Genomic DNA, 17,811 nt, shown 5'->3' on the forward strand with positions numbered 1-17,811 from the left:
GCTGGGTCGTCGTCACGGCGGCGGCGCCTCGGGAGCCGACTCCCCCGGGAACAGCTCGTCGGTGTGGCCCAGGTAGCCCAGGGCGAGGAACAGGTACGCGTCGGCCATCTCCAGGGCCCTTCCGACGGCCGGGCTGACCGCGGCGGCCTGCTCGGACAGCAGGCCCGCCCGCAGGGCCGCGAGCCGCTCGCGCTGCAGGTCGGGCGGGCCCCCGAGCACCGACGGGGCCGCCTGCACCGGGATCTGTACCGTCGTCACAGGTTGTCTCCCAACGTCACGGTGGGCCGCTCGTCCACCGACCGGCTGTCGAAGATCCGCTTGGTCTTCAGCTCGTACCGCGGCAGCGCGCCCGCCGCGAGGATCTCGGTCTCCAACCGGACGCCGAGGTTGTCCCGGAGGTGGCCGCCGAGGGATCGGCCGAGCTCCGCGGCGTCGGCCCCCGGTGTCCCTGCCTCCACCTTGACCAGCATCCGGTCCATCCCGTCGACCCGGCTGATGTGCAGCTCGTAGTGGTTGGACAGGCCGGTCACCTCGCCGATCAGGTTCTCCACCGCCGTGGGATAGACGTTGACACCGCGGATGGTGACCATGAAGTCGGCGCGGCCGAGCACGGTGCCGGGCATGTGCTTCCACGTCCATCCGCAGCCGTGGTCGGGCGCGTCGTCGATGCGGACGAGGTCGTGGGTGCGGTACTTGATGAACGGTTGCGCGAAATGGGTGTAGCTGGTCAGCACGTGCTCGCCGACCGCGTCCGATGAGGTGACGGGCTCGCCGGACGCCGGGTCGACGGCGTAGGAGTGGCAGACGTCCTCGATCACGTGCACCCCGCCGGCCCACTCGTGGCAGGACTGGCTGATGAACAGCGCCTCGCCCACGCCGTAGGCGTCGTAGACCTGCTCGGCCCCCCACGCCTGCTTCAGCTGGTCGCGCGTGGCGGGGATGGAGAAGCCGGCCTCGCCGCCGCCGGCGAGCATGCGCACCCCGGCGTCGCGGACGTCGAGGCCCTCGCGCCTGGCCACCTCGGCGAGGTGCAGCAGGTAGGTGGGCGTGCCGCAGACGATGGTGGGGCGCCGCTCCAGGATCTGCCGGACGCGCTCCACACCGCTGGCCCCGCCGCCGGAGACGATCGTCAGGCCGAGGTTGCGGGCGCCCCAGTAGAAGCTCCAGAGCCCGATCCACATGCCGAAGTCGAAACAGAAGTACATCGAGTCCGACGGCCGGATGCCGTGGTCCCACAGGCCGTAGCAGTACTGCGAGCCCGCCTTGTGCAGCTCGTAGTGGGTGAAGGCCTCGTTGAGGAAACGGCCGGTGGTGCCGGTGGTGTGGAAGTACTGCTGCCAGGTCTCCGGCCCGCGGGCGATGCCACCGAACCCGTCGGCGCTGGCCTCCTGGTCGGCCACGTAGTGGGGCTTGTCGGTGAAGGGCAGCTTGTGGTGGTAGTCGTCCCACGTGCGGATGTCGGCGGGCTTGACGCCGGCCGCGTCGTAGATGCGCCGGTGCAGCGGCGAGTTCTCGTAGGCCCAGCCGACGAGGTGGCGGATGCGCGTCAGGTGCAGCGCGTCGAGCGTCTCGCGCGACGCGGTCTGGGTCGGCGCGTTCCAGAGCCGGGACTGCTCGATCGTGGTCACGACATCTCCTACCGGCCCAGCCACTGCGGCGGGCGCTTCTCGAGGAACGCCCGCGCGCCCTCCCGGTGGTCCTCGGTGGTCTTGAGCACGCTCTGCCCCAGCCGCTCCAGCCGGCGCCCCGTCTCGGCGTCGACGTCGGTGCAGGTGTTGAGCACGAGCTTGGCCATCCCCAGCGCCAACGGCGCCATCGTGGCGAGCCGGCCGGCCATCGCGACGGCGGCCTCCAGCGCACCGCCGTCGGCGACCACCTCGGTGGCCAGTCCGAGCTCCAGGGCTCGCGGCGCGCGCAGCGTGCCGCCGAGCATCACGAGCTCCTTCGCCCGCCCCAGCCCGACGTGGCGGACCAGCCTCGAGCAGCCGCCCGAGCCGGGGATCAGCCCGACCTTGGCCTCGGGCATGACGAACCGGGCGCTCTCCCCGGCCACCCGGAAGTCGCAGGACAGGGCGAGCTCGAAGCCGCCGCCAGCGGCGACCCCCTCCACCGCCGCGATGACCGGCGCCTCCATGGCCTCGACGGTGTCGAACACATCGTGGATGCCCCGGGCCAGCGCGCGGAACCCGCGGGTGCCCATCGCGGTGAGGTCGCCCATCTCGCCGACGTCCTCGCCCGCGGAGAACCCGCGACCGGCCCCGGTCAGCACCAGCACCCGGACCTGCGGGTCACCGGCGGCGTCCTCGACGGCGTCGCGCATCTCCGAGCGCATCCGGGAGTTCCACGCGTTGAGCCGGTCCGGGCGGTTGAGCGTCAGCACGCGGACACCGCCGGCCCGCTCCTCGGTCATGAGGTGCTCGTAGCCCATCAGGCACCGTCCGCGGCGGCGGCCGGGGTGAGTGCCACCGTGGCCACGACCGTCCCGTCGGCCTTGCGGACCTCGACCCCCTTGTCGGTGGGGGCGACCGTCAGCTCGTCACCCGGGAAGACCGGGGCCGACAGCCGCGCCGTGGCCGAGCGCAGCGCGTCCGGGCCGATCTGCGCGACGACGGCGTCCAGCGCCAGTGCGACGGTCAACGGGCCGTGCGCGATCACCGACGGCAGGCCGGCCGCCTTGGCGAACTCCTCGTCGACGTGCACCGGGTTGTAGTCGTCGACGGCTCCGGCGTAACGGGCGATCTGCACCCGGCTCACCGGGCCGAGGGTCGCTTCCGCGATGTTCACGACGTGGCCGCCCTCTCGACGAACGTGATCGACTGGCGCTGCACGACCGCACCGTCGCTGTCGGTGTACTCGGCGACGACCACCCCGAACTGGTTGGCGCCCTTGGCGAACACGTCGTCGACGATGACCCGGACGTGCACGGTCTCGCCCGGTACGAACGGGCGCTCCCACTCGTAGCCGAGCCCGCCCAGGAGCGCTCGCGACAGGTCCAGCCCGAGGCCGTCGACGACGGCGGACTCGCCGCCGACCGTCGCGGCGAAGGACGGCACGAGGGTGGCGGTGCGTGGCCCGCTGTCCGTTCCGAGTGCGCCCGCCAGGCGTGCCAGCAGCGCGGGCGTGACCACGAGATCCGCCTCTGCCAGGGTGCGCCCCTTTGCGCCCTCGTCCACGTCGACCTCCGTATCTGTGGGGGGCTCGAGTTCGCCCAACCCATTGGTCGGGACAATGGAGGACCGGGAGCGGCCGCGTCAAGGGCGCCCGCCGAATAATTCATTCGACCCGTCGGTTGACGAAACTCCGGCCGCCCGATTATGGTGCGGGTCACACGTCGACGAAGGGAGCGCCGGTGACGATCACCGAGGTGCCGCGCCGGGTCTACCGCGAGGGCGATCCGGAGATGCCCGAGGAGTTCCACGAGCTCCTCGTCCGCATGCTCAGCCACCACCTGGAGAACTCGACCAATCCGCACTACACCGACCTGCTCGGGAAGTTGTGGAACAGGTGCATGACGCTGTGCCCGACCGAGCGCCTGAAGACGACCTTCGCCAAACTCATGGCCCAGGAGGTGGAGCACGGGGTCATCACCGCCCGGATCCTGGAGGGGCTCGGGGTCGGCCCGATCGACGCCCCGATCAAGCAGTACTTGTTCCACCTGCCCATCGACTCGTTCTGCGACCTCGCCTACTTCAACGGCCTCGGCGACCGGGTGGGCTGCTACATCGGCGAGACGTGGGAGGGCGTGCCCTACGAGCCGCTGCTCTCCGTCGCCGAGCGCCTGCACAAGGACGAGGTCTTCCACGCCACGTTCGGCATGAGCAACCTCAAGCGCATCTGCTCGACGCCCGAGGGCCTCGACGAGGCGAACCAGAAGATCAAGATCTGGTGGCCGGCCGCGCTGGACATGTTCGGCCGGTCGGACTCGAACTTCTCCGACGCCTACGTCCGCTGGGGTCTGCGCACCAAGAACAACGAGGACCTGCGCCAGCAGTACGTCGCCGACACCCGGCCGATGGTGGAGGCCCTGGGCATCTCGGTGCCCGCCGACACCGCCAACCGGCGGTTCCTCTGATGACCGCCACCGACCCGTTGCTCGCCCGCGGGTCCGGCGGGTGGCGGGTGCAGGTGGTCCGGCCGGACCCGAAGGTGGCGCTGTTCGAGGTGGCGCTGTCGGACTACCGGGAGTTCTTCTTCGTGGCCGTCGGCGAGCGGTCGGTCTCGGTCACCATGTACGACACCAGCGACCAGACCTACCCGGAGCCGCAGACGTTCACCTTCGCCAAGCCCTACGGCTGGGACGCCGACCTCGGTGACGAGGAGGCGCTGCTGCAGGTGTGGCAGGCCGTCGGCGTGCAGCGATGAGCACCTTCACCGTCAAGGGCTCCCGCAACGGCAGCCTGGTGCACGTCACCTGGACCGACGGGCGGATCAGCGGCGACTTCCCCACCGTGGACCTGCTGCTGACCGAGGCCGAACTGGTCCCGATCCTGCACGCGGACGCCTACGCCGCCCGGGCCCTGCCCCACCTCGACGGGATGACCGCGGCCCCCCTGCAGGACGCGGCGGCGGCCTACCGGCTGATCGTGCACGTGATGGACAGCGTGCGCGAGACGACCGGCGACGTACCCGCCGTGACCTGAGCGACGGCCAACCTGCACGACAGCACGACCGGCAGGGCAGCACTACCGGCAGGGCAGCACGGCACGACACCGACACAGGCAAGAGGCAATGTCGCCGTCCGCGGAGCCGCCGCGGGGTCGACTCGAGCGTGAGGAATCGACGTCATCATGGGTGCACTTCGCTACTACATCGTCACGGCGGTCGTCGCGGCCGCCGTCGTCGGGCTCTGGCTCGGCGGATCGTGGGCGTGGCTCGGGATCGCCACCTTCCCGGTCCTGATGGCCCTGGACATCCTGCTGCCCGCCGACCACGAGCCCCGGAAGATCTCGATGCCGGTGCTGGCCGACATCCCCCTCTACCTCCACCTCCCGCTGCTGGTCGGGCTGTGGGCGCTGTTCATCGGCCGCCTCACCGAGTGGACCTCGGGCGCCGCCGGCGCGATGAGCGGCTGGCAGATCGTCGGGATGGTCCTGTCGGTCGGGTGGATCGGGGCGGTGCCCAACCTGCCCATCTCCCACGAGCTCATGCACCGTCGGCACTGGTTCCCGGTCGCGGTGTCGAAGATCTACAACACCGTGTACCTCGACCCGAACCGCGACGTGGGCCACAAGCTCACCCACCACCTCGACCTGTGCACCCCCGTCGACAGTGACACCCCCCGGCGCGGTCAGACGATCTACGCGTTCGTCTGGCAGGCCTCCTACGGGGCGTGGAAGGACGGCGTGGTCACCAGCGTCCAGTCCCTGCGCAAGCGCGACATGACGATCTTCCACCCGCGCAACGCCGTGTACGTCGAGATCCTGCTGCTGGCCGCCCTGTGCGCAACGGTGCTCTACTTCGCCGGCTGGGTCGGGCTGCTGGTCGCCGTCGCGACGATGATCTTCTCCAAGCTGCTGGTGGAGGGCTTCAACTACCTGCAGCACTACGGCATGGTCCGGGTGCCCGGCTCGCCCATCAAGCTGCACCACGCCTGGAACCACCTCGGGCCGATCATCCGGCCGCTCGGCGTCGAGATCACCAACCACATCGAGCACCACTTCGACAGCAAGCACCGCTTCTACGAGCTCGAGCCGCGCACCGACGGGGCGCAGATGCCCAGCGCCTTCCTCTGCTTCGTCTGCGCCCTGGTGCCGCCGCTGTGGACGAGCTACATCGCCAAGCCGCGGCTGCAGGACTGGGACACGAGGTTCGCCTCCCCCGACGAGCAGCGCATGGCGATGGCCGAGAACCGGCGGATCGGCTGGCCCGAGTGGGTCGGCGCCGCCACCGGCAAGAAGGTCGACCCGGAGCCCTCGGGCATGGCGTAGGCCCCGGCCGTGGGCGTCGGCGCCCACCGTGTCGCAGCTACTCACCCACCGAGAGACAGGACAGTGATGGGGTTCTTCACACGCGACCGGACGCCGCCGTCGGTCACCATCCGGCCGTCGGGCAGGTCCTTCCCCGCCACCGGCAAGGACTCGATCCTGAACGAGGCTCTCGCAGCCGGGATCCCGTTCCCGCACAGCTGCACCGTGGGCACCTGCGGCACCTGCAAGTCGCGGCTGATCAGCGGCAAGGTCCGGGAGATCACCGACGCCGCGATCGCGCTGTCGTCCGAGGAGCTCAAGGACCGCTTCATCCTCCCCTGCCAGTCACTGGCCCGCGGGGCGGTCGAGCTCGACGTCGCCGATCTCGCCGACATGCCCGACCACCCGCTGGTGCGCACCCATGGGGAGATGGTCGGCAGGCGCGAGCTGACCCACGACATCCTGGAGGTCGTCGTCCGGGTCGACGAGCCCTTCGAGTACTCGGCGGGCCAGTACGCCGAGGTGACCGTCGACGGCGTGTCCGGTCCGCGCAGCTACTCCTTCGCCACGGGGGGGGCCGACCGTCCGAAGGACGAGTTCACCTTCTTCGTCCGCCGGACCCCGGGGGGCGAGTTCACCGAGTGGCTCTTCGCCGACGACCGGACCGGCACCCGGCTCGGCGTCGTCGGGCCGTTCGGCAACCTGTGGCTGCGGCCGTCGACGGCGCCCGTGCTGTGCGTGGCCGGGGGCAGCGGTCTGGCCCCGATCAAGTCGATCCTGGAAGCCGCCCGCGACGACGACGTCCGGCGCGAGTTCGTGTTCGTGTTCGGGGCCCGCACCACCCGCGACCTCTACTGCCTGGAGGAGTCCGAGGCGCTCGCCGACGCCTGGGGGGCGTCCTACACCTTCCTGCCCGCGCTGTCGGAGGAGGCGCCCGACTCGGGCTGGTCGGGCGCCCGCGGCATGGTCACCGACGTCCTCGCCGGGCTCCCCGCCGAGCTACTCACCTCGTGCGACGCCTACGTGTGCGGCCCGCCGGTGATGGTCGACGCGGTGGAGGAGCAGTTGCGGGCCCTGCGGCCCGAGGGCGGCTTCTTCCACGCCGACAGGTTCCTCGACAAGAAGACCCAGCGACAGGGGTGAGCCGTCAGGGCGCCAGCCGCCGCGCCACGCCCGCCAGCTTCTGCACCCCGTCGTGTTCCAGGGCCGGCAGTGCGGCCGCGATGCGGCGCACGCCCGCGAGGCGATCGACGGCCGGGGCCTCACCCACCGCCGCCGAGGCGGTCTCCGACCACGTGTCGGCGAGCCGCCGGTACACCGCGGCCGCCGCGAGCACCACCGGATCGTCGATCCAGCCGCCGAGATCGGTCAGGAACTCCGCCTGCAGCCGCCGGAACAGCCCGCCGCCGGTTCCCGCCTTCTCCACGAACACCTGCAGGCTGAACAGCGCACGATCCAGCGCGTCCCCCGGGAACTGCTCGGCCCAGAGGTCGAGGTCGGCCACGAACGCAGCGACCCCGGCGGTCCCGGCGACCGCCGTCGCACCCATCGCCGCGGCCGGGTCCGACATGCCGTGCACCGCCTCGGCACACGCCCTCGCCGCCGCCGCCCGCAGGTCCGGGAGCGCGTCGGGGAAGCCGAGCCGGAAGCAGGTGTGCCGGGTGGGCACCGGGAAGCCGACGGCCGAGCGGGCCCGCGCCAGGTCGTCGCGGCCGATCGTCTGCGGCTCGGCCCGGTCGTTGTCCACCACGACAACCGTGCCCGCGTCGTCGTCGTAGCCGATCACGACGATGTCGTGGCGACTCATCCGCATCTTCACCCGCAGGTAGGGCAGCTCGGCCATCTCCGCCCAGCACAGGACCGGGCGGCCCGCATCGAGCTCGTCGCGCACCCACTCCCAGCCCAGCACCGGATCGTCGGTCGAGCGCAGCTCCTGGGCGATGCCGAGGTTGGCGCTGAACTGCTCGGTCAGCGCGGCGCCGCGCCCGACGAGGTAGATCGGGGTTCCGAGGCCGGGGCCACGGAGGTAGCTGAAGCTCAGGCTGCCGCCGAGCCCGAACACCGCGCCCTCGCCCATCGGCGCGTCGCCGTAGCTCAGGCCGGCCCAGTCGAGCAGGTCACGCAGCGAGCCGGACCCGCAGTGCCCGCCGATCCGGTGCGGGTACCCGGCGACCATCGAGCCGCCCATCAGGCACCCCGGGCGATCGTGCCGGGCACCGACGGGCCGGGCGGGCTCGTGTCCGACACCGTCGTGTCGGGTCGTGCGACGCGGAACCTGCTGACCGCGTCGGCCCCGTCGGCCGAGCCGAACCGTTCGAAGTGCGCGAGGTCCACCGTGACGAACACGGCGTGCGCGGAGAAACGCACCGCACCGTCGGCTGCGCGCCCCTCGGCCGCCATCGTCAACCGGCGGCCGTCCTGACTCACGAGCCGACCCGTCAGCCGGTGCGGCTCCCCCACCGGCACCGGTGCCAGGTACTCCACCTGGAGGCTGCGGGTCACGGCCGGCTGCCGCAGCACGTAGAGCAGGAACGCCACCAGGTCGTCGCAGGCCGACGCCAGCACCCCGCCGTGCACGACACCGTGGGCGCCGGCGTGCTTCGGCGCGAAGGACACGTCGGCCAGCACCTCGTCGCCGACGCGGTAGACCTGCAGCGCGACCCCGGCCGGGTTGTCCGGGCCGCAGCCGAAGCAGCGGTCCCCGTGCGGGTCGAGCAGGACCGCGTCCGCTGGCCGCGGAGGAAGCTCCGTCATCGGTGGACCCTTCGTTGCGGTGTGTCCGTCTTCTTGACAGCGGCGGGCCGTCTGTCAGGCTGCCATCATGGCACAGCGACAGCACCGGTTCCCGGGTGTCACGCGCCACCTGCTGCGCGAGGCCGCGATCGACGCCACCGCCGAGGTCGCCGACCGATCCGGCTGGGAGTCGCTGCGGATGGGCGACGTGGCGGCCGCGGTCGGCATCAGCCGGCAGACCCTCTACGCGGAGTTCGGCTCGAAACCCGCACTGATCCGCGCGGTCGTGCTCCGCCGGACCGACCGGCTCCTCGGTGCGCTGTCCGCCGTCCTCGCGGACGCGGGCGGCGACGAGCAGGAGGCGGTCCGCACCTGCTGCCGGTTCGTGCTGAACGCGGCCCGGGAGGACCCGATGGTCACCTGTCTGCTCACCGGGGCGGAGAGCGGCCTGCTCGACCTGGTCACCACCGACTCGGCCCCGATCATCGACCGGGCCACCGCGGCCCTCACCGGCCACGTCCTGCGACGCCGTCCCTCCGCGGACCCGCGCCGGGTGGCGGTGGCCGCCGACGCACTGGCCCGGCTGCTGGTCAGCCACGTGGTGCTGCCCGACCGCGACGTGGACACCGTGGCCGATGAGATCGCCGAACTCGTCGGGCCCTACCTCCGAGAGGTCCTCTCGACCGGATGAACCGGATGCGACGGTCCCTCGGGTCCGGGCGGCGTCACCCCGACGTCGCCGGGCCCGACCGCGCCGGGTCCGGTGGGACCCGGCCATCCGGGACCGGCACGCCCGGCCCGAGCACCAGACCGATCATCGTCCGGGCGACGTCCTCCGGGGTGTCGCGCACCGGGTCCATCCACTTGTAGACCCAGCTGGTCATACCCAGCAGCGCGTGGGCGGCGTGCCTGGCGTCCAGCCGGGTCGCGCCGTCCGCCGCGGTCGCGGCCTCGACGACCTCCGCGACACGCCGCACGTAGGCCCGCTCCTTGCGCCGGATGTCGGCGTCGAAGCTGTCGTCCAGCCGCGGGCGCTGGTCGAAGAACACGGCAAACAGGCTCGGCTCCTCGGCGACCATCCGCACCTGGTGGGCGATGAGCGTGGCGAGGCGCTCCCGAGGGTCGGGGATGCCGGACATCGCGTCCAGCCGGTGCAGCGACAGCGTGATCGCCCGGTCGAAGATCAGGTAGAGCAGCTGGGCCTTGCTGCGGACGTAGTGGTACAGGCTGGCCTTGCTCAACCCGAGCACGGCCGCCACGTCGTCGAGCGAGCCGGCGTCGAAACCGCGTTCGTGGAAGACCACGGTGGCGGTGTCGATGATCTCCTCGAGGCGCTTGCGGTACTCCGGCGACGGTTCGGTCAGCCGGGGACGGCCCGGGCGGCGCCGCGGCACGGCAGGCTCGGTGTCGCGATCGGCCGCTGCCGCCATCACTCGCCCCTTCGTACCCGAGCGCCTCTCGACCAGCAGGCGCCACTCGATCTCCGCCGGGTAGATGTTCTCACCACCGGACCTGATCAGGTACTTGGCCCGGCCGGCACATCGTGCCGACCCGGGTACCTACGGGAGGCGGGACGCACGATGAGCTGGCTCACACGGCGTCACCGTTCACCACTGTCACAGTTGACGATGTAGAGATCTCCGCCGGAGTTCGCGCTCAGCCAGGAGGCAGCGATGACCCACCGTGTCGGCACGCACCGCGCGCCGCCCTCCCCGGCCGGGCACGTCCGCGGGCGGCGGTTCGCGATGGTGTTCCTGCCTTCGATGCTGGCCCTGGGGCTGCTGACCGCCGGGGTCGCCACCGGCGCGGTGCCCGTCGCGCTGGCGATGGAGGGGCGGCAGACCCTGAAGTTCACCGCCGCGCGGTTCGATGCCGAGGCGCGCGGCGTACTGCCCTCGTTCGTACAGAACCAGGACGGCTCGCGCCAGCCCGTCGTCGTCCTGCAGCTGTCCGACATCACGATCGCCGGTGCGTGCGTGTCGACCGCGGTCGACACACCGCTCGGCTCCTACGTGCTACGCGCGGTCACCGAGGACTCGACGCCGATCGTCGTCGGCGATGCGCAGATCGCCATCGAGAGCCTCGACGGCGTGGGCGCAGCGGGACAGCAGATCCTCCTCAACCGCAGCGAGACGGCGCCGGACGGTACGCCGGTCGACACCTCCACCGGTGGCGTGCCGGTCACCGCGAGCGGTCTCGCGCTGGACATCAGCGCGACGGCCCGATGGGCGACGGTCAACCGGCTCACCCTGTCGGGGTTGCGCCTGCAGGTGGGCCAGGACCAGCCGGAATGCCTCTGATGCCCCGATCAGCTGCGGCACGACGTCGGCGCGACCGGGGCGCTGGAGGGGGCCGGTGGCGCCGGTGGTGGCGCTCGCACCCGCTGGCGGCGGTGATCCTGACCGCCGCGGCCGGCCTGGCGATCCTCTTCCTACCGGGCGGGCGGCTGACGGTGCTGCTGCTGCCCGGGCTGGCCGGGACCTCCGGGTTCCTCTTCGGCTGCGCCCTCTGCGCGCTCGCCGCATTCCTCTGGTTCGCACCGGGCCACCGGACGTTCACCGGGGTGGCGGTGATCCTCGTGTCGCTGACCTCGCTGGTGACCACCAACATCGGCGGCTTCCTGGTGGGGACGCTGCTCGGCGTCCTCGGGGGATCTCTCGGCTTCGCGTGGCACGGCACCGATGACCGGCCACCCTCGGAAGCCGGACCGGCCACCCGACGGGGCACCGGATGAACGGCCGCGAGTACCGCATCGACGAGCTCGCGCGCACCGCGGGGACGACGGTGCGCAACATCCGCGCGTACCAGGACCGTGGCCTGCTCCCGCCTCCGCGCCGGGCCGGCCGGGTCGGCCTCTACGACGAGGCCCACCTGGCCCGGCTGCGACTCGTCGGCCGCCTGCTCGAGCGGGGCTACACCGTGCAGAACATCGGTGAGCTCATCGCCGCCTGGGAGCAGGGGCGGGACCTCACCGCGGTGCTCGGTCTCGAGCAGGTCGTCACCGGCTTCTGGAGCGACGAGATCCCGACCATGGCCACCCCGGCGGATCTCAGCCCGTTCGCCGGTCCCGACGGCCTCGACACCGCCATCACCCGGCTCCACGACATCGGCGTGATCGAACGACAGGATGCGGACCGGTACAGGGTGCCGAGCCCGCGATTGCTCAACGCCCTGCGCGAGCTGGTCTCGTCGGGCCTCCCGGTCGACGCGGTGCTCGCCGTCGCCGAACAGCTCAGATCGTCGATGAACGGGCTGGCCGCGCGGTTCATCGGCGGGCTCGCCGATGCCGTGCTGGCCGGACACGAGCCCGGGTGGATCCCCAGCGGGAGTGAGATGACCCAGCTCACCGCCGCCATCGGCCGAGCAAGACCGGCCATCGGCGCGGCGGTCGACGCCGCGTTCGGCCAGGCGCTGGAGCGGCACAGCGGCGGCGCGATCGGCGACTACATCAGCGGGATCACGCCGCACGGCGGGAACATCCACGACGTCGTCTGACTCACCTACTCAACACCCCGGCGAGGATCTGGCGCCTTCCGCCGGGGGTGTGACCGCGGTGGGCCGGTTGGTGTTGCTGCTCGTCGTGTAGGTCCCGGCAGGAGCTGCTCGACGACGAGCTGGCCGGGCGCAGCTGCCCGACCGGCGGGCCGAGGCTGATGGGGGACGGTGACCGAGCAGTACGCGATAGGTCATGGGCATCGGCATGGCTGTTCCCCGGTTGTCAGGTGACGCGACCATTCTCCGCCTCGCTCGGGATGACCGGATCACCGAGCTCCAGGCTCGTGCTGACCGCCCCGTCGTGGCGCACGTCGACGGTGCCTGTGGCGGGAAGGCCGTTGCTGGCTGTGACGGTGTAGGTGCCCTCGGGCAGCCCTGTCAGCCGGAACGATCCGTCGGCGGCAGTGCGGCCGGTCGCCACCACCGTGCCGTCGGCATCGCGGACGGTGGCCACGGCGCCGCCGATCGGCATGCCCTGCCGCGAGCGGACCGTGCCGGTCACCTCGCCGGCCGGGGCGAGGTCGATGTCCTGGTGGACGGTGCCGGTCTGCGGCACCTGGATCAGCATCGAGGCCGAGGGCCCGGACGTGGGTGCGGCGAGGAGCCGGTGCTCCCCGGCGGGGATGTGGGTGAGCAGGTAGCGCCCGTCGGTGTCGGCCCGCCCGCCGGCGACGCGCTGCCCGGCGAGGTCGACGACGGTGACGAGCGCGGGCACCCCCGCTCCGCTGGCGGTCCGGATCCGGCCGGTCACGCACGCCGGGCCGTCGACGGCCAGGTCGTGTCGGACCGCGGCCTCGGTGACCTCGACCCACTCGGTCGCGGGCTCACGACCGCCGGACTGCCCGACGAGCAGGTACTCCCCTGCCTCAGGCAGGTCGGCGCGGTAGTCACCCCGACCGTCCGAGTAGGTGGCGGCGACCTGGCTGCCCGTGTTGTCGAACACGGCGACCGCGGCGGCGGCCAGCGGGTTCCCCTCGCGATCGGTGAGCCGTCCGTAGAGCGCCGGGCCGGCCGGGGCCTTCTGGAAGGTGTGCGGCTCGGGAGTCACGGCGAACCCGTCGGCGACTCCGGCGGTGTTCACGGGCATCGAGGCGCCCGCGGTCGCGCCGGCTCCGGCGCCCGGCGCCACCACGGCGAGAGGTTTCCGCCGCGCCGGTGCCTGCGAGTCGCCGGCCGGTCCGCGGCTCGCGAATCGCTCGTCCGCGGTGTCGTCCGCCGACGACCGACCGTCCCCACGGCGCTCGACGAGCAGATAGAGCACCGGCACCAGGACGAGGGTGAGCAGGGTGGAGGTGACCAGGCCGCCGATCACGACCACCGCGAGCGGCTGGGCGATGAACCCGCCACCGCCGCCGGTGAAACCCAACGCCAGTGGCAGCAGGGCGAACACCGTGGCCACGGCCGTCATCAGGATCGGGCGCAGCCGCTGCGCCGAGCCCTCGACCAGGGCTTCGTGCACGGTGTGCCCGGCGCGCCGGTACTGGTTGACCAGATCGATCAGGACGATCGCGTTGGTGACCACGATCCCGACGAGCAGCAGCATGCCGATCAGCGCGGGCACACCCAGCGGTATGCCGGTGATCAGCAGCAGACCGAGCGCTCCGGTCGCCGCGAACGGGATCGAGACGAGCAGCAGCAGCGGCTGCAGCAGGCTGCGGAACGTCACGACCATGACGAGGTAGACCACGGCGATCGCGGCCAGCAGCGCGAGTCCGAGCTGGGTGAACGCCTCCTCCTGATCGGCGCTGATCCCGCCGATCTCCGCCGTGGCGCCGGGCGGGAGGTCGAGTTCGTCGAGCTCGGCCCGCAGGTCGGAGGTGACGGCGCCGAGGTCCTCGGCGTCGGGGCGGGCGGTGATCTGTGCGCTGCGCTCGCCGTCGGTCCGCACGATCGTCGGCACGGTGGTCGTCTCGGTGATCGTGGCGATGTCGGCGAGGGTCACCGCGCCCAGCGGCAGCGCCCGCAGCGCAGCCAGGTCGGCCGGAGCGTCACCGGTGCGCAGCACGACGTCCTGCTCGACCCCGTCGATGGTCACCGTGCCGGCGGTGGAACCACGCAGCGCCGTGGCCACGGCCTGGCCCACCGCCGCCTCGGTGAGCCCCTGCTCGGCGGCGAGCCGCCGGTCCACCGCCACGTCCACCGTGGTCTGTTCGGCGGCGAGGTTGTTGCGCACGTCGGTCGCGCCCGGAATGGCCTCGACGGCCCCCTGGACCGTGGCGGCGGCCTCGGCCAGGACCTCGGGGTCCTGGGCGCGGACGTCGACGGCGAGCTCGTCGGCGCCGAATCCGCCCTGTCCTGCGGTGACCGTCAGCGTGCCTGCGTCGTTCAGGCCGTCGAACGTCTCGCGCAGGTCGGCGGCCACCGCCTCGACGTCCGCGTCCTCGGCGAGGGTCACCGCGAACCGGGTCGCCGTGCTCTCGAGGTCGCCGGGTGGGCCGAGCAGCACGGCGCCACCGGCCGGGGAGCCGACCGTGACCTGGTAGTTCTCGACCTCGTCGGTGCCGGCGAGGACCTCCTCCACCTGCCGTGCGGCGGCGTCGGCCTGGGGCAGCCCGGTGCCGGGATCGAGCTCCTGGGTCACGGTGAGGGTGTCGCCGCCCGTGCTGCCCAGGAAGTTGGTCTCCAGCAGCGGCACCAGTGCGACGGTTCCACCCAGGACCGCCACGGCGAGCGCGAGCGAGAGTACCGGGCGGGCGAGCGCCCCGTTGAGCACCGGAAGGTAGCCACGCTGCAACGCGGTGGGCTCCTCGGTGACGCGGCTCTCCGCGTGGGCTGGTGCGGACGGGCTGCGTAGGAACACCGATGCCAGCACCGGTACCACCGTCAGCGAGACGAGGAGCGAGGCGAGCAGCGCGGCGGTGACGGTCACCGCGAACGGTCGGAACAGCTCGCCGACCTGACCGCCGACGAAGGCGATCGGGAGGAACACCGCGACGGTGGTGATCGTCGAGGCGGTGATCGCGCCGGCCACCTCGCGGATCGCGGTGAGGATCGCCGCGCGCCGCGGGCCGCCGTAGCCGATGTGCCGTTTGATGTTCTCGATGACGACGATCGAGTCGTCGACGACGCGCCCGACGGCTACGGTGAGCGCGCCGAGGGTGAGGATGTTGAGCGTGTTGCCGCCCAGGTAGAGCACGATCAGCGCCAGCAGCACCGACAGCGGGATCGACACCGCGGTCGCGACGGTGGCCCGCGCCGAAAGCAGGAAGCCCAGGATCACCAGCACGGCGAACAGCAGGCCCAGCAGGCCCTCTGTGGTGAGGTCCTCGACCGACTGCTCGATGAACGGCGCCTGGTCGAACACCACGGTGACCTCGGCGTCCTGCGCAGCTCCACCGAGCAGGTCGGTGACCTCCCCGAGCGCCTCGGTGACCTCCTCGGACACCGCGATCGTGTTGGCATCGGGCAGTTTCGTGATGCCGATCCCGATGCTCGCCGCACCGTTGGTGCGGGTGTACCCGGTGGCCGGCGCGGGCTCGGCGGTGACGACGGCGATGTCGCCCAGGCGCACCGGGTCAGCACCCGGTGCCGCCGGGACGACGAAGAGCTCGCTCAGCTGCTCGACCGCCGTGATCGGGGTGCCGACCTCGACCGCCACCGGTTGGGTGTCGGGGGTCAGCTCGCCGGCGGGCACCCGCACGCCGTTGGCCTGAAGCACCTGGGAGATCGACGCGGGCGACACGCCGCGATCGGCCGCGGCCGCGGCGTCGAGGTCGATCGTGACACGTGGGTCCGCGATGCCCGACAACGTCACCTGCCCGACACCGTCGAGCGCGCCGAGCAGCGGTCGCACGTCGTCGCGCAGCACCGCCGCGAGCTGGTCGTCGGCCAGCGTGGACGATGCCGCGAGCTGCAGCACCGGGATCGCGTCGGTGGTGATCGCGCTGACCGTCGGTGTCACGCCGTCGGGGAGCGCGATGCCCACCACCGCGCGCTCCACCGCGGTGGCGGATTCGTCGATGTCGGTGCCGTAGGCGAACTCCAGGGTGATCGCGGAGACGCTGCCGCTGGACGTCGAGGAGGACCCGATCAGGCCGTCGACGCCGTCGACCGCCGTCTCGATCGGGTCGGTGACCTGCCGCTCCACGGACTCGGGTGAGGCACCCGGATAGGGGGTCACCACGGTGAGCACGGGCAGCTCGAGCGAGGGCAGCAGCTCCTGGCGAAGCGAGGTGGCCGCGACCACGCCGAATGCGAGGACGAGCAGCGTGACCAGTCCGACGATGGCACGGTTGGTTAGGCTGAGACGCGCGAGCCAGGTCATGGGGATCAGTGAATACTACGGTCAGGGCGAAGCTTCATCGGGAGCTGAGATTTCGCTGAGGCACGGAGGGCGGGTCATGGACGGCGAACGGTTGGAGCTGCTCGCGTCCATCGATCGGCACGAGGCCGTGCTGCGGCGGGCGATCACCCGGGCCGGGCCGGACCCGCTGTTCGACAGTGGGCTGACCATGCAACAGCTCCGGATCCTCCTGTTGCTCGACACGGACGGTCCCCTCCCGCAGGGCGACCTAGCCCACGCTCTCGGTGTGGCCCTGCCCACCGTCACCGGAATCGTGGATCGGCTGGTCGGTCGCGAGCTGGTGCACCGCATCGAGAACGCCGGCGACCGCCGGGTCCGACTCGCGGGCCTCACCCCCGAGGGCCTCGCCCTCGTCGAACAGATCGCCGCGGCCGGCCAGAAGCGGCGCCGGCGGTTGCTCATGCGCATCGACGTCGATGCCCTGCGCGGGCTCGAACGGGGACTGGCCGCGCTGCGCGAGCTCGCCCAGGACGACTCACCGCGGCGACGCAGCGAGCCGTGACCCACGCCCCCCGAGCCGCAGGGCCACGGCGTCGGGGGGGCGTGCAGCAGCGTGGCGGATCCACCGGACAGGCAGGCCATCTGCGTGCGCCGCGTCCTACCTCAGCGGACCATCGTTGATCAGGCCGCCGAGCGGGCCTTCGACGAAGCGGGGGTCCACGTCGGGCAGCTCGGTCTCCAGACCGTTGGCGCCCTCCGGCCTCGGCGCGTCGACGGCGTCGATCACCTGGGCCAACAGGTCCTCGACGAGGGTGGTGACGGCGTTGACGCCCTGACCCAGGTCGCCGGGGGTGGAGACGTCGGCCATGGCGACTCCGCCCCCGCCGACGAAGGTGGCGGCGACGATCGCGGCCACGACGAACTGCTTGCGAATCCTCATGTTCGATCTCCTCACATGTTCTCCGCGCCGGCGTAGATCGCCTCACGGATACGCTGGTAGGTGCCGCACCGGCAGATGTTGCGGATCTCCTCGATCGCCGCGTCGTCGAGCTTGCGACCCTCCTCCGCGCACTGCCGGACCTTCGCCGCCGCGGCCATGATCTGGCCCGGCTGGCAGAAACCGCACTGCGCGACGTCCTTGTCGATCCAGGCCTCCTGCATCGGGTGCAGGTCGGAGTCCACCGTGTCGGCCAGGCCCTCGATCGTGGTGATCTCGTCCTCGGAGGAAATCTCGGAGACCGGCACCGAGCAGGGGTTGAACGCCTTGCCGTTGATGTGGCTGGTGCAGGCCTTGCACACGTTGATCCCGCAGCCGTACTTCGGGCCGGTGACCCCGAGGAAGTCGCGGATCACCCAGAGCAGCCGGACGTCGTCCTCGACCTCGACGGTGACGGACTCCCCGTTGAGGGTGAAGGTGTGGGTGGGCATGTCTGG

21 protein-coding genes are annotated in these 17,811 nt (G+C 71.9%); 10 read left to right on the forward strand and 11 right to left on the reverse strand.

Going from position 1 to position 17,811, the window contains the following annotated elements:
• Positions 1 to 12 precede the first annotated feature (12 nt).
• Genes I4I82_RS01690 through I4I82_RS01710 form a run of 5 tightly spaced genes read right to left on the reverse strand, consistent with a single transcriptional unit; the run spans position 13 to position 3,173 of the window.
• The gene (locus I4I82_RS01690) at positions 13 to 258 is read right to left on the reverse strand and encodes a hypothetical protein (protein ID WP_218588696.1); all 246 of its coding nucleotides are present in this window, start codon (positions 256 to 258) and stop codon (positions 13 to 15) included.
• The gene (locus I4I82_RS01695; RefSeq protein WP_218588695.1) at positions 255 to 1,628 is read right to left on the reverse strand and encodes a phenylacetate--CoA ligase family protein; all 1,374 of its coding nucleotides are present in this window, start codon (positions 1,626 to 1,628) and stop codon (positions 255 to 257) included. Before I4I82_RS01695 ends, I4I82_RS01690 begins: the two co-directional genes overlap by 4 nt.
• An 8-nt stretch (positions 1,629 to 1,636) precedes the next feature.
• The gene (locus tag I4I82_RS01700) at positions 1,637 to 2,428 is read right to left on the reverse strand and encodes an enoyl-CoA hydratase/isomerase family protein (RefSeq protein WP_218588693.1); all 792 of its coding nucleotides are present in this window, start codon (positions 2,426 to 2,428) and stop codon (positions 1,637 to 1,639) included.
• A complete protein-coding gene (locus I4I82_RS01705) occupies positions 2,428 to 2,754 on the reverse strand; it encodes a MaoC/PaaZ C-terminal domain-containing protein (RefSeq protein WP_267461567.1) in 327 nt (108 codons plus the stop codon). Before I4I82_RS01705 ends, I4I82_RS01700 begins: the two co-directional genes overlap by 1 nt.
• Positions 2,755 to 2,780: 26 nt before the next feature.
• Positions 2,781 to 3,173 carry an FAS1-like dehydratase domain-containing protein gene (locus I4I82_RS01710; protein WP_218588691.1) on the reverse strand — a complete coding sequence of 131 codons (393 nt, stop codon included), beginning with the start codon at positions 3,171 to 3,173 and terminating at the stop codon, positions 2,781 to 2,783.
• A 176-nt stretch (positions 3,174 to 3,349) separates the two neighbouring features.
• Here I4I82_RS01710 and I4I82_RS01715 point away from each other — a divergent pair, with 176 nt between their 5' ends.
• From I4I82_RS01715 to I4I82_RS01735, 5 genes are all read left to right on the forward strand, one after another.
• A complete protein-coding gene (locus I4I82_RS01715) occupies positions 3,350 to 4,072 on the forward strand; it encodes a Phenylacetic acid catabolic protein (protein WP_218588690.1) in 723 nt (240 codons plus the stop codon).
• Entirely contained in the window at positions 4,072 to 4,362 is a 291-nt protein-coding gene (locus I4I82_RS01720) for a hypothetical protein (RefSeq protein ID WP_218588689.1), read from the forward strand. The genes I4I82_RS01715 and I4I82_RS01720 overlap by 1 nt, the downstream gene beginning before the upstream one ends.
• Positions 4,359 to 4,640 carry a hypothetical protein gene (locus I4I82_RS01725; RefSeq protein ID WP_218588688.1) on the forward strand — a complete coding sequence of 94 codons (282 nt, stop codon included), beginning with the start codon at positions 4,359 to 4,361 and terminating at the stop codon, positions 4,638 to 4,640. Before I4I82_RS01720 ends, I4I82_RS01725 begins: the two co-directional genes overlap by 4 nt.
• A gap of 147 nt (positions 4,641 to 4,787) precedes the next feature.
• Entirely contained in the window at positions 4,788 to 5,927 is a 1,140-nt protein-coding gene (locus tag I4I82_RS01730) for an alkane 1-monooxygenase (protein ID WP_218588687.1), read from the forward strand.
• 66 nt (positions 5,928 to 5,993) lie between these two features.
• The gene (locus I4I82_RS01735; RefSeq protein WP_218588686.1) at positions 5,994 to 7,049 is read left to right on the forward strand and encodes a 2Fe-2S iron-sulfur cluster-binding protein; all 1,056 of its coding nucleotides are present in this window, start codon (positions 5,994 to 5,996) and stop codon (positions 7,047 to 7,049) included.
• A 4-nt stretch (positions 7,050 to 7,053) separates the two neighbouring features.
• Here I4I82_RS01735 and I4I82_RS01740 read toward each other — a convergent pair whose 3' ends face one another.
• Together I4I82_RS01740 and I4I82_RS01745 are read right to left on the reverse strand one after the other, a co-directional pair.
• The gene (locus I4I82_RS01740) at positions 7,054 to 8,094 is read right to left on the reverse strand and encodes a BtrH N-terminal domain-containing protein (RefSeq protein ID WP_218588684.1); all 1,041 of its coding nucleotides are present in this window, start codon (positions 8,092 to 8,094) and stop codon (positions 7,054 to 7,056) included.
• On the reverse strand, positions 8,094 to 8,660 hold the full coding sequence (locus I4I82_RS01745; protein ID WP_218588682.1) for a PaaI family thioesterase: 567 nt from the start codon (positions 8,658 to 8,660) through the stop codon (positions 8,094 to 8,096). The genes I4I82_RS01740 and I4I82_RS01745 overlap by 1 nt, the downstream gene beginning before the upstream one ends.
• A gap of 67 nt (positions 8,661 to 8,727) precedes the next feature.
• On the opposite strand from I4I82_RS01745, the gene I4I82_RS01750 reads away from it, so the two are divergent.
• On the forward strand, positions 8,728 to 9,330 hold the full coding sequence (locus I4I82_RS01750) for a TetR/AcrR family transcriptional regulator (protein WP_218588681.1): 603 nt from the start codon (positions 8,728 to 8,730) through the stop codon (positions 9,328 to 9,330).
• 34 nt (positions 9,331 to 9,364) lie between these two features.
• On the opposite strand, the gene I4I82_RS01755 is transcribed toward I4I82_RS01750, so the two are convergent.
• Entirely contained in the window at positions 9,365 to 10,069 is a 705-nt protein-coding gene (locus I4I82_RS01755) for a TetR/AcrR family transcriptional regulator (RefSeq protein WP_218588680.1), read from the reverse strand.
• A 243-nt stretch (positions 10,070 to 10,312) separates the two neighbouring features.
• Here I4I82_RS01755 and I4I82_RS01760 point away from each other — a divergent pair, with 243 nt between their 5' ends.
• From I4I82_RS01760 to I4I82_RS01770, 3 genes are read left to right on the forward strand one after another with little or no spacing between them, the layout of a single operon-like run.
• A complete protein-coding gene (locus I4I82_RS01760) occupies positions 10,313 to 10,939 on the forward strand; it encodes a DUF6230 family protein (RefSeq protein WP_218595004.1) in 627 nt (208 codons plus the stop codon).
• Positions 10,939 to 11,373 (forward strand): DUF6114 domain-containing protein, encoded by a 435-nt coding sequence (locus I4I82_RS01765; RefSeq protein WP_225920470.1) that lies wholly within the window; start codon positions 10,939 to 10,941, stop codon positions 11,371 to 11,373. Before I4I82_RS01760 ends, I4I82_RS01765 begins: the two co-directional genes overlap by 1 nt.
• A complete protein-coding gene (locus I4I82_RS01770; protein ID WP_218588677.1) occupies positions 11,370 to 12,134 on the forward strand; it encodes a MerR family transcriptional regulator in 765 nt (254 codons plus the stop codon). The genes I4I82_RS01765 and I4I82_RS01770 overlap by 4 nt, the downstream gene beginning before the upstream one ends.
• Positions 12,135 to 12,357: 223 nt before the next feature.
• Here I4I82_RS01770 and I4I82_RS01775 read toward each other — a convergent pair whose 3' ends face one another.
• Positions 12,358 to 16,398 (reverse strand): efflux RND transporter permease subunit, encoded by a 4,041-nt coding sequence (locus tag I4I82_RS01775; RefSeq protein ID WP_218588676.1) that lies wholly within the window; start codon positions 16,396 to 16,398, stop codon positions 12,358 to 12,360.
• A gap of 76 nt (positions 16,399 to 16,474) precedes the next feature.
• Between I4I82_RS01775 and I4I82_RS01780 the strand changes: the two genes are divergently transcribed.
• A complete protein-coding gene (locus I4I82_RS01780; protein WP_218588675.1) occupies positions 16,475 to 16,939 on the forward strand; it encodes a MarR family winged helix-turn-helix transcriptional regulator in 465 nt (154 codons plus the stop codon).
• A 96-nt stretch (positions 16,940 to 17,035) separates the two neighbouring features.
• On the opposite strand, the gene I4I82_RS01785 is transcribed toward I4I82_RS01780, so the two are convergent.
• Together I4I82_RS01785 and I4I82_RS01790 are read right to left on the reverse strand one after the other, a co-directional pair.
• Entirely contained in the window at positions 17,036 to 17,317 is a 282-nt protein-coding gene (locus tag I4I82_RS01785; protein WP_218588674.1) for a hypothetical protein, read from the reverse strand.
• An 11-nt stretch (positions 17,318 to 17,328) separates the two neighbouring features.
• Complete coding sequence (locus I4I82_RS01790; RefSeq protein WP_218588673.1) at positions 17,329 to 17,805, reverse strand: (2Fe-2S)-binding protein; 477 nt, start codon at positions 17,803 to 17,805, stop codon at positions 17,329 to 17,331.
• Positions 17,806 to 17,811 lie beyond the last annotated feature (6 nt).

The sequence above is a fragment of the Pseudonocardia oceani genome, from assembly GCF_019263585.2.
Lineage (GTDB): Bacteria > Actinomycetota > Actinomycetes > Mycobacteriales > Pseudonocardiaceae > Pseudonocardia > Pseudonocardia oceani.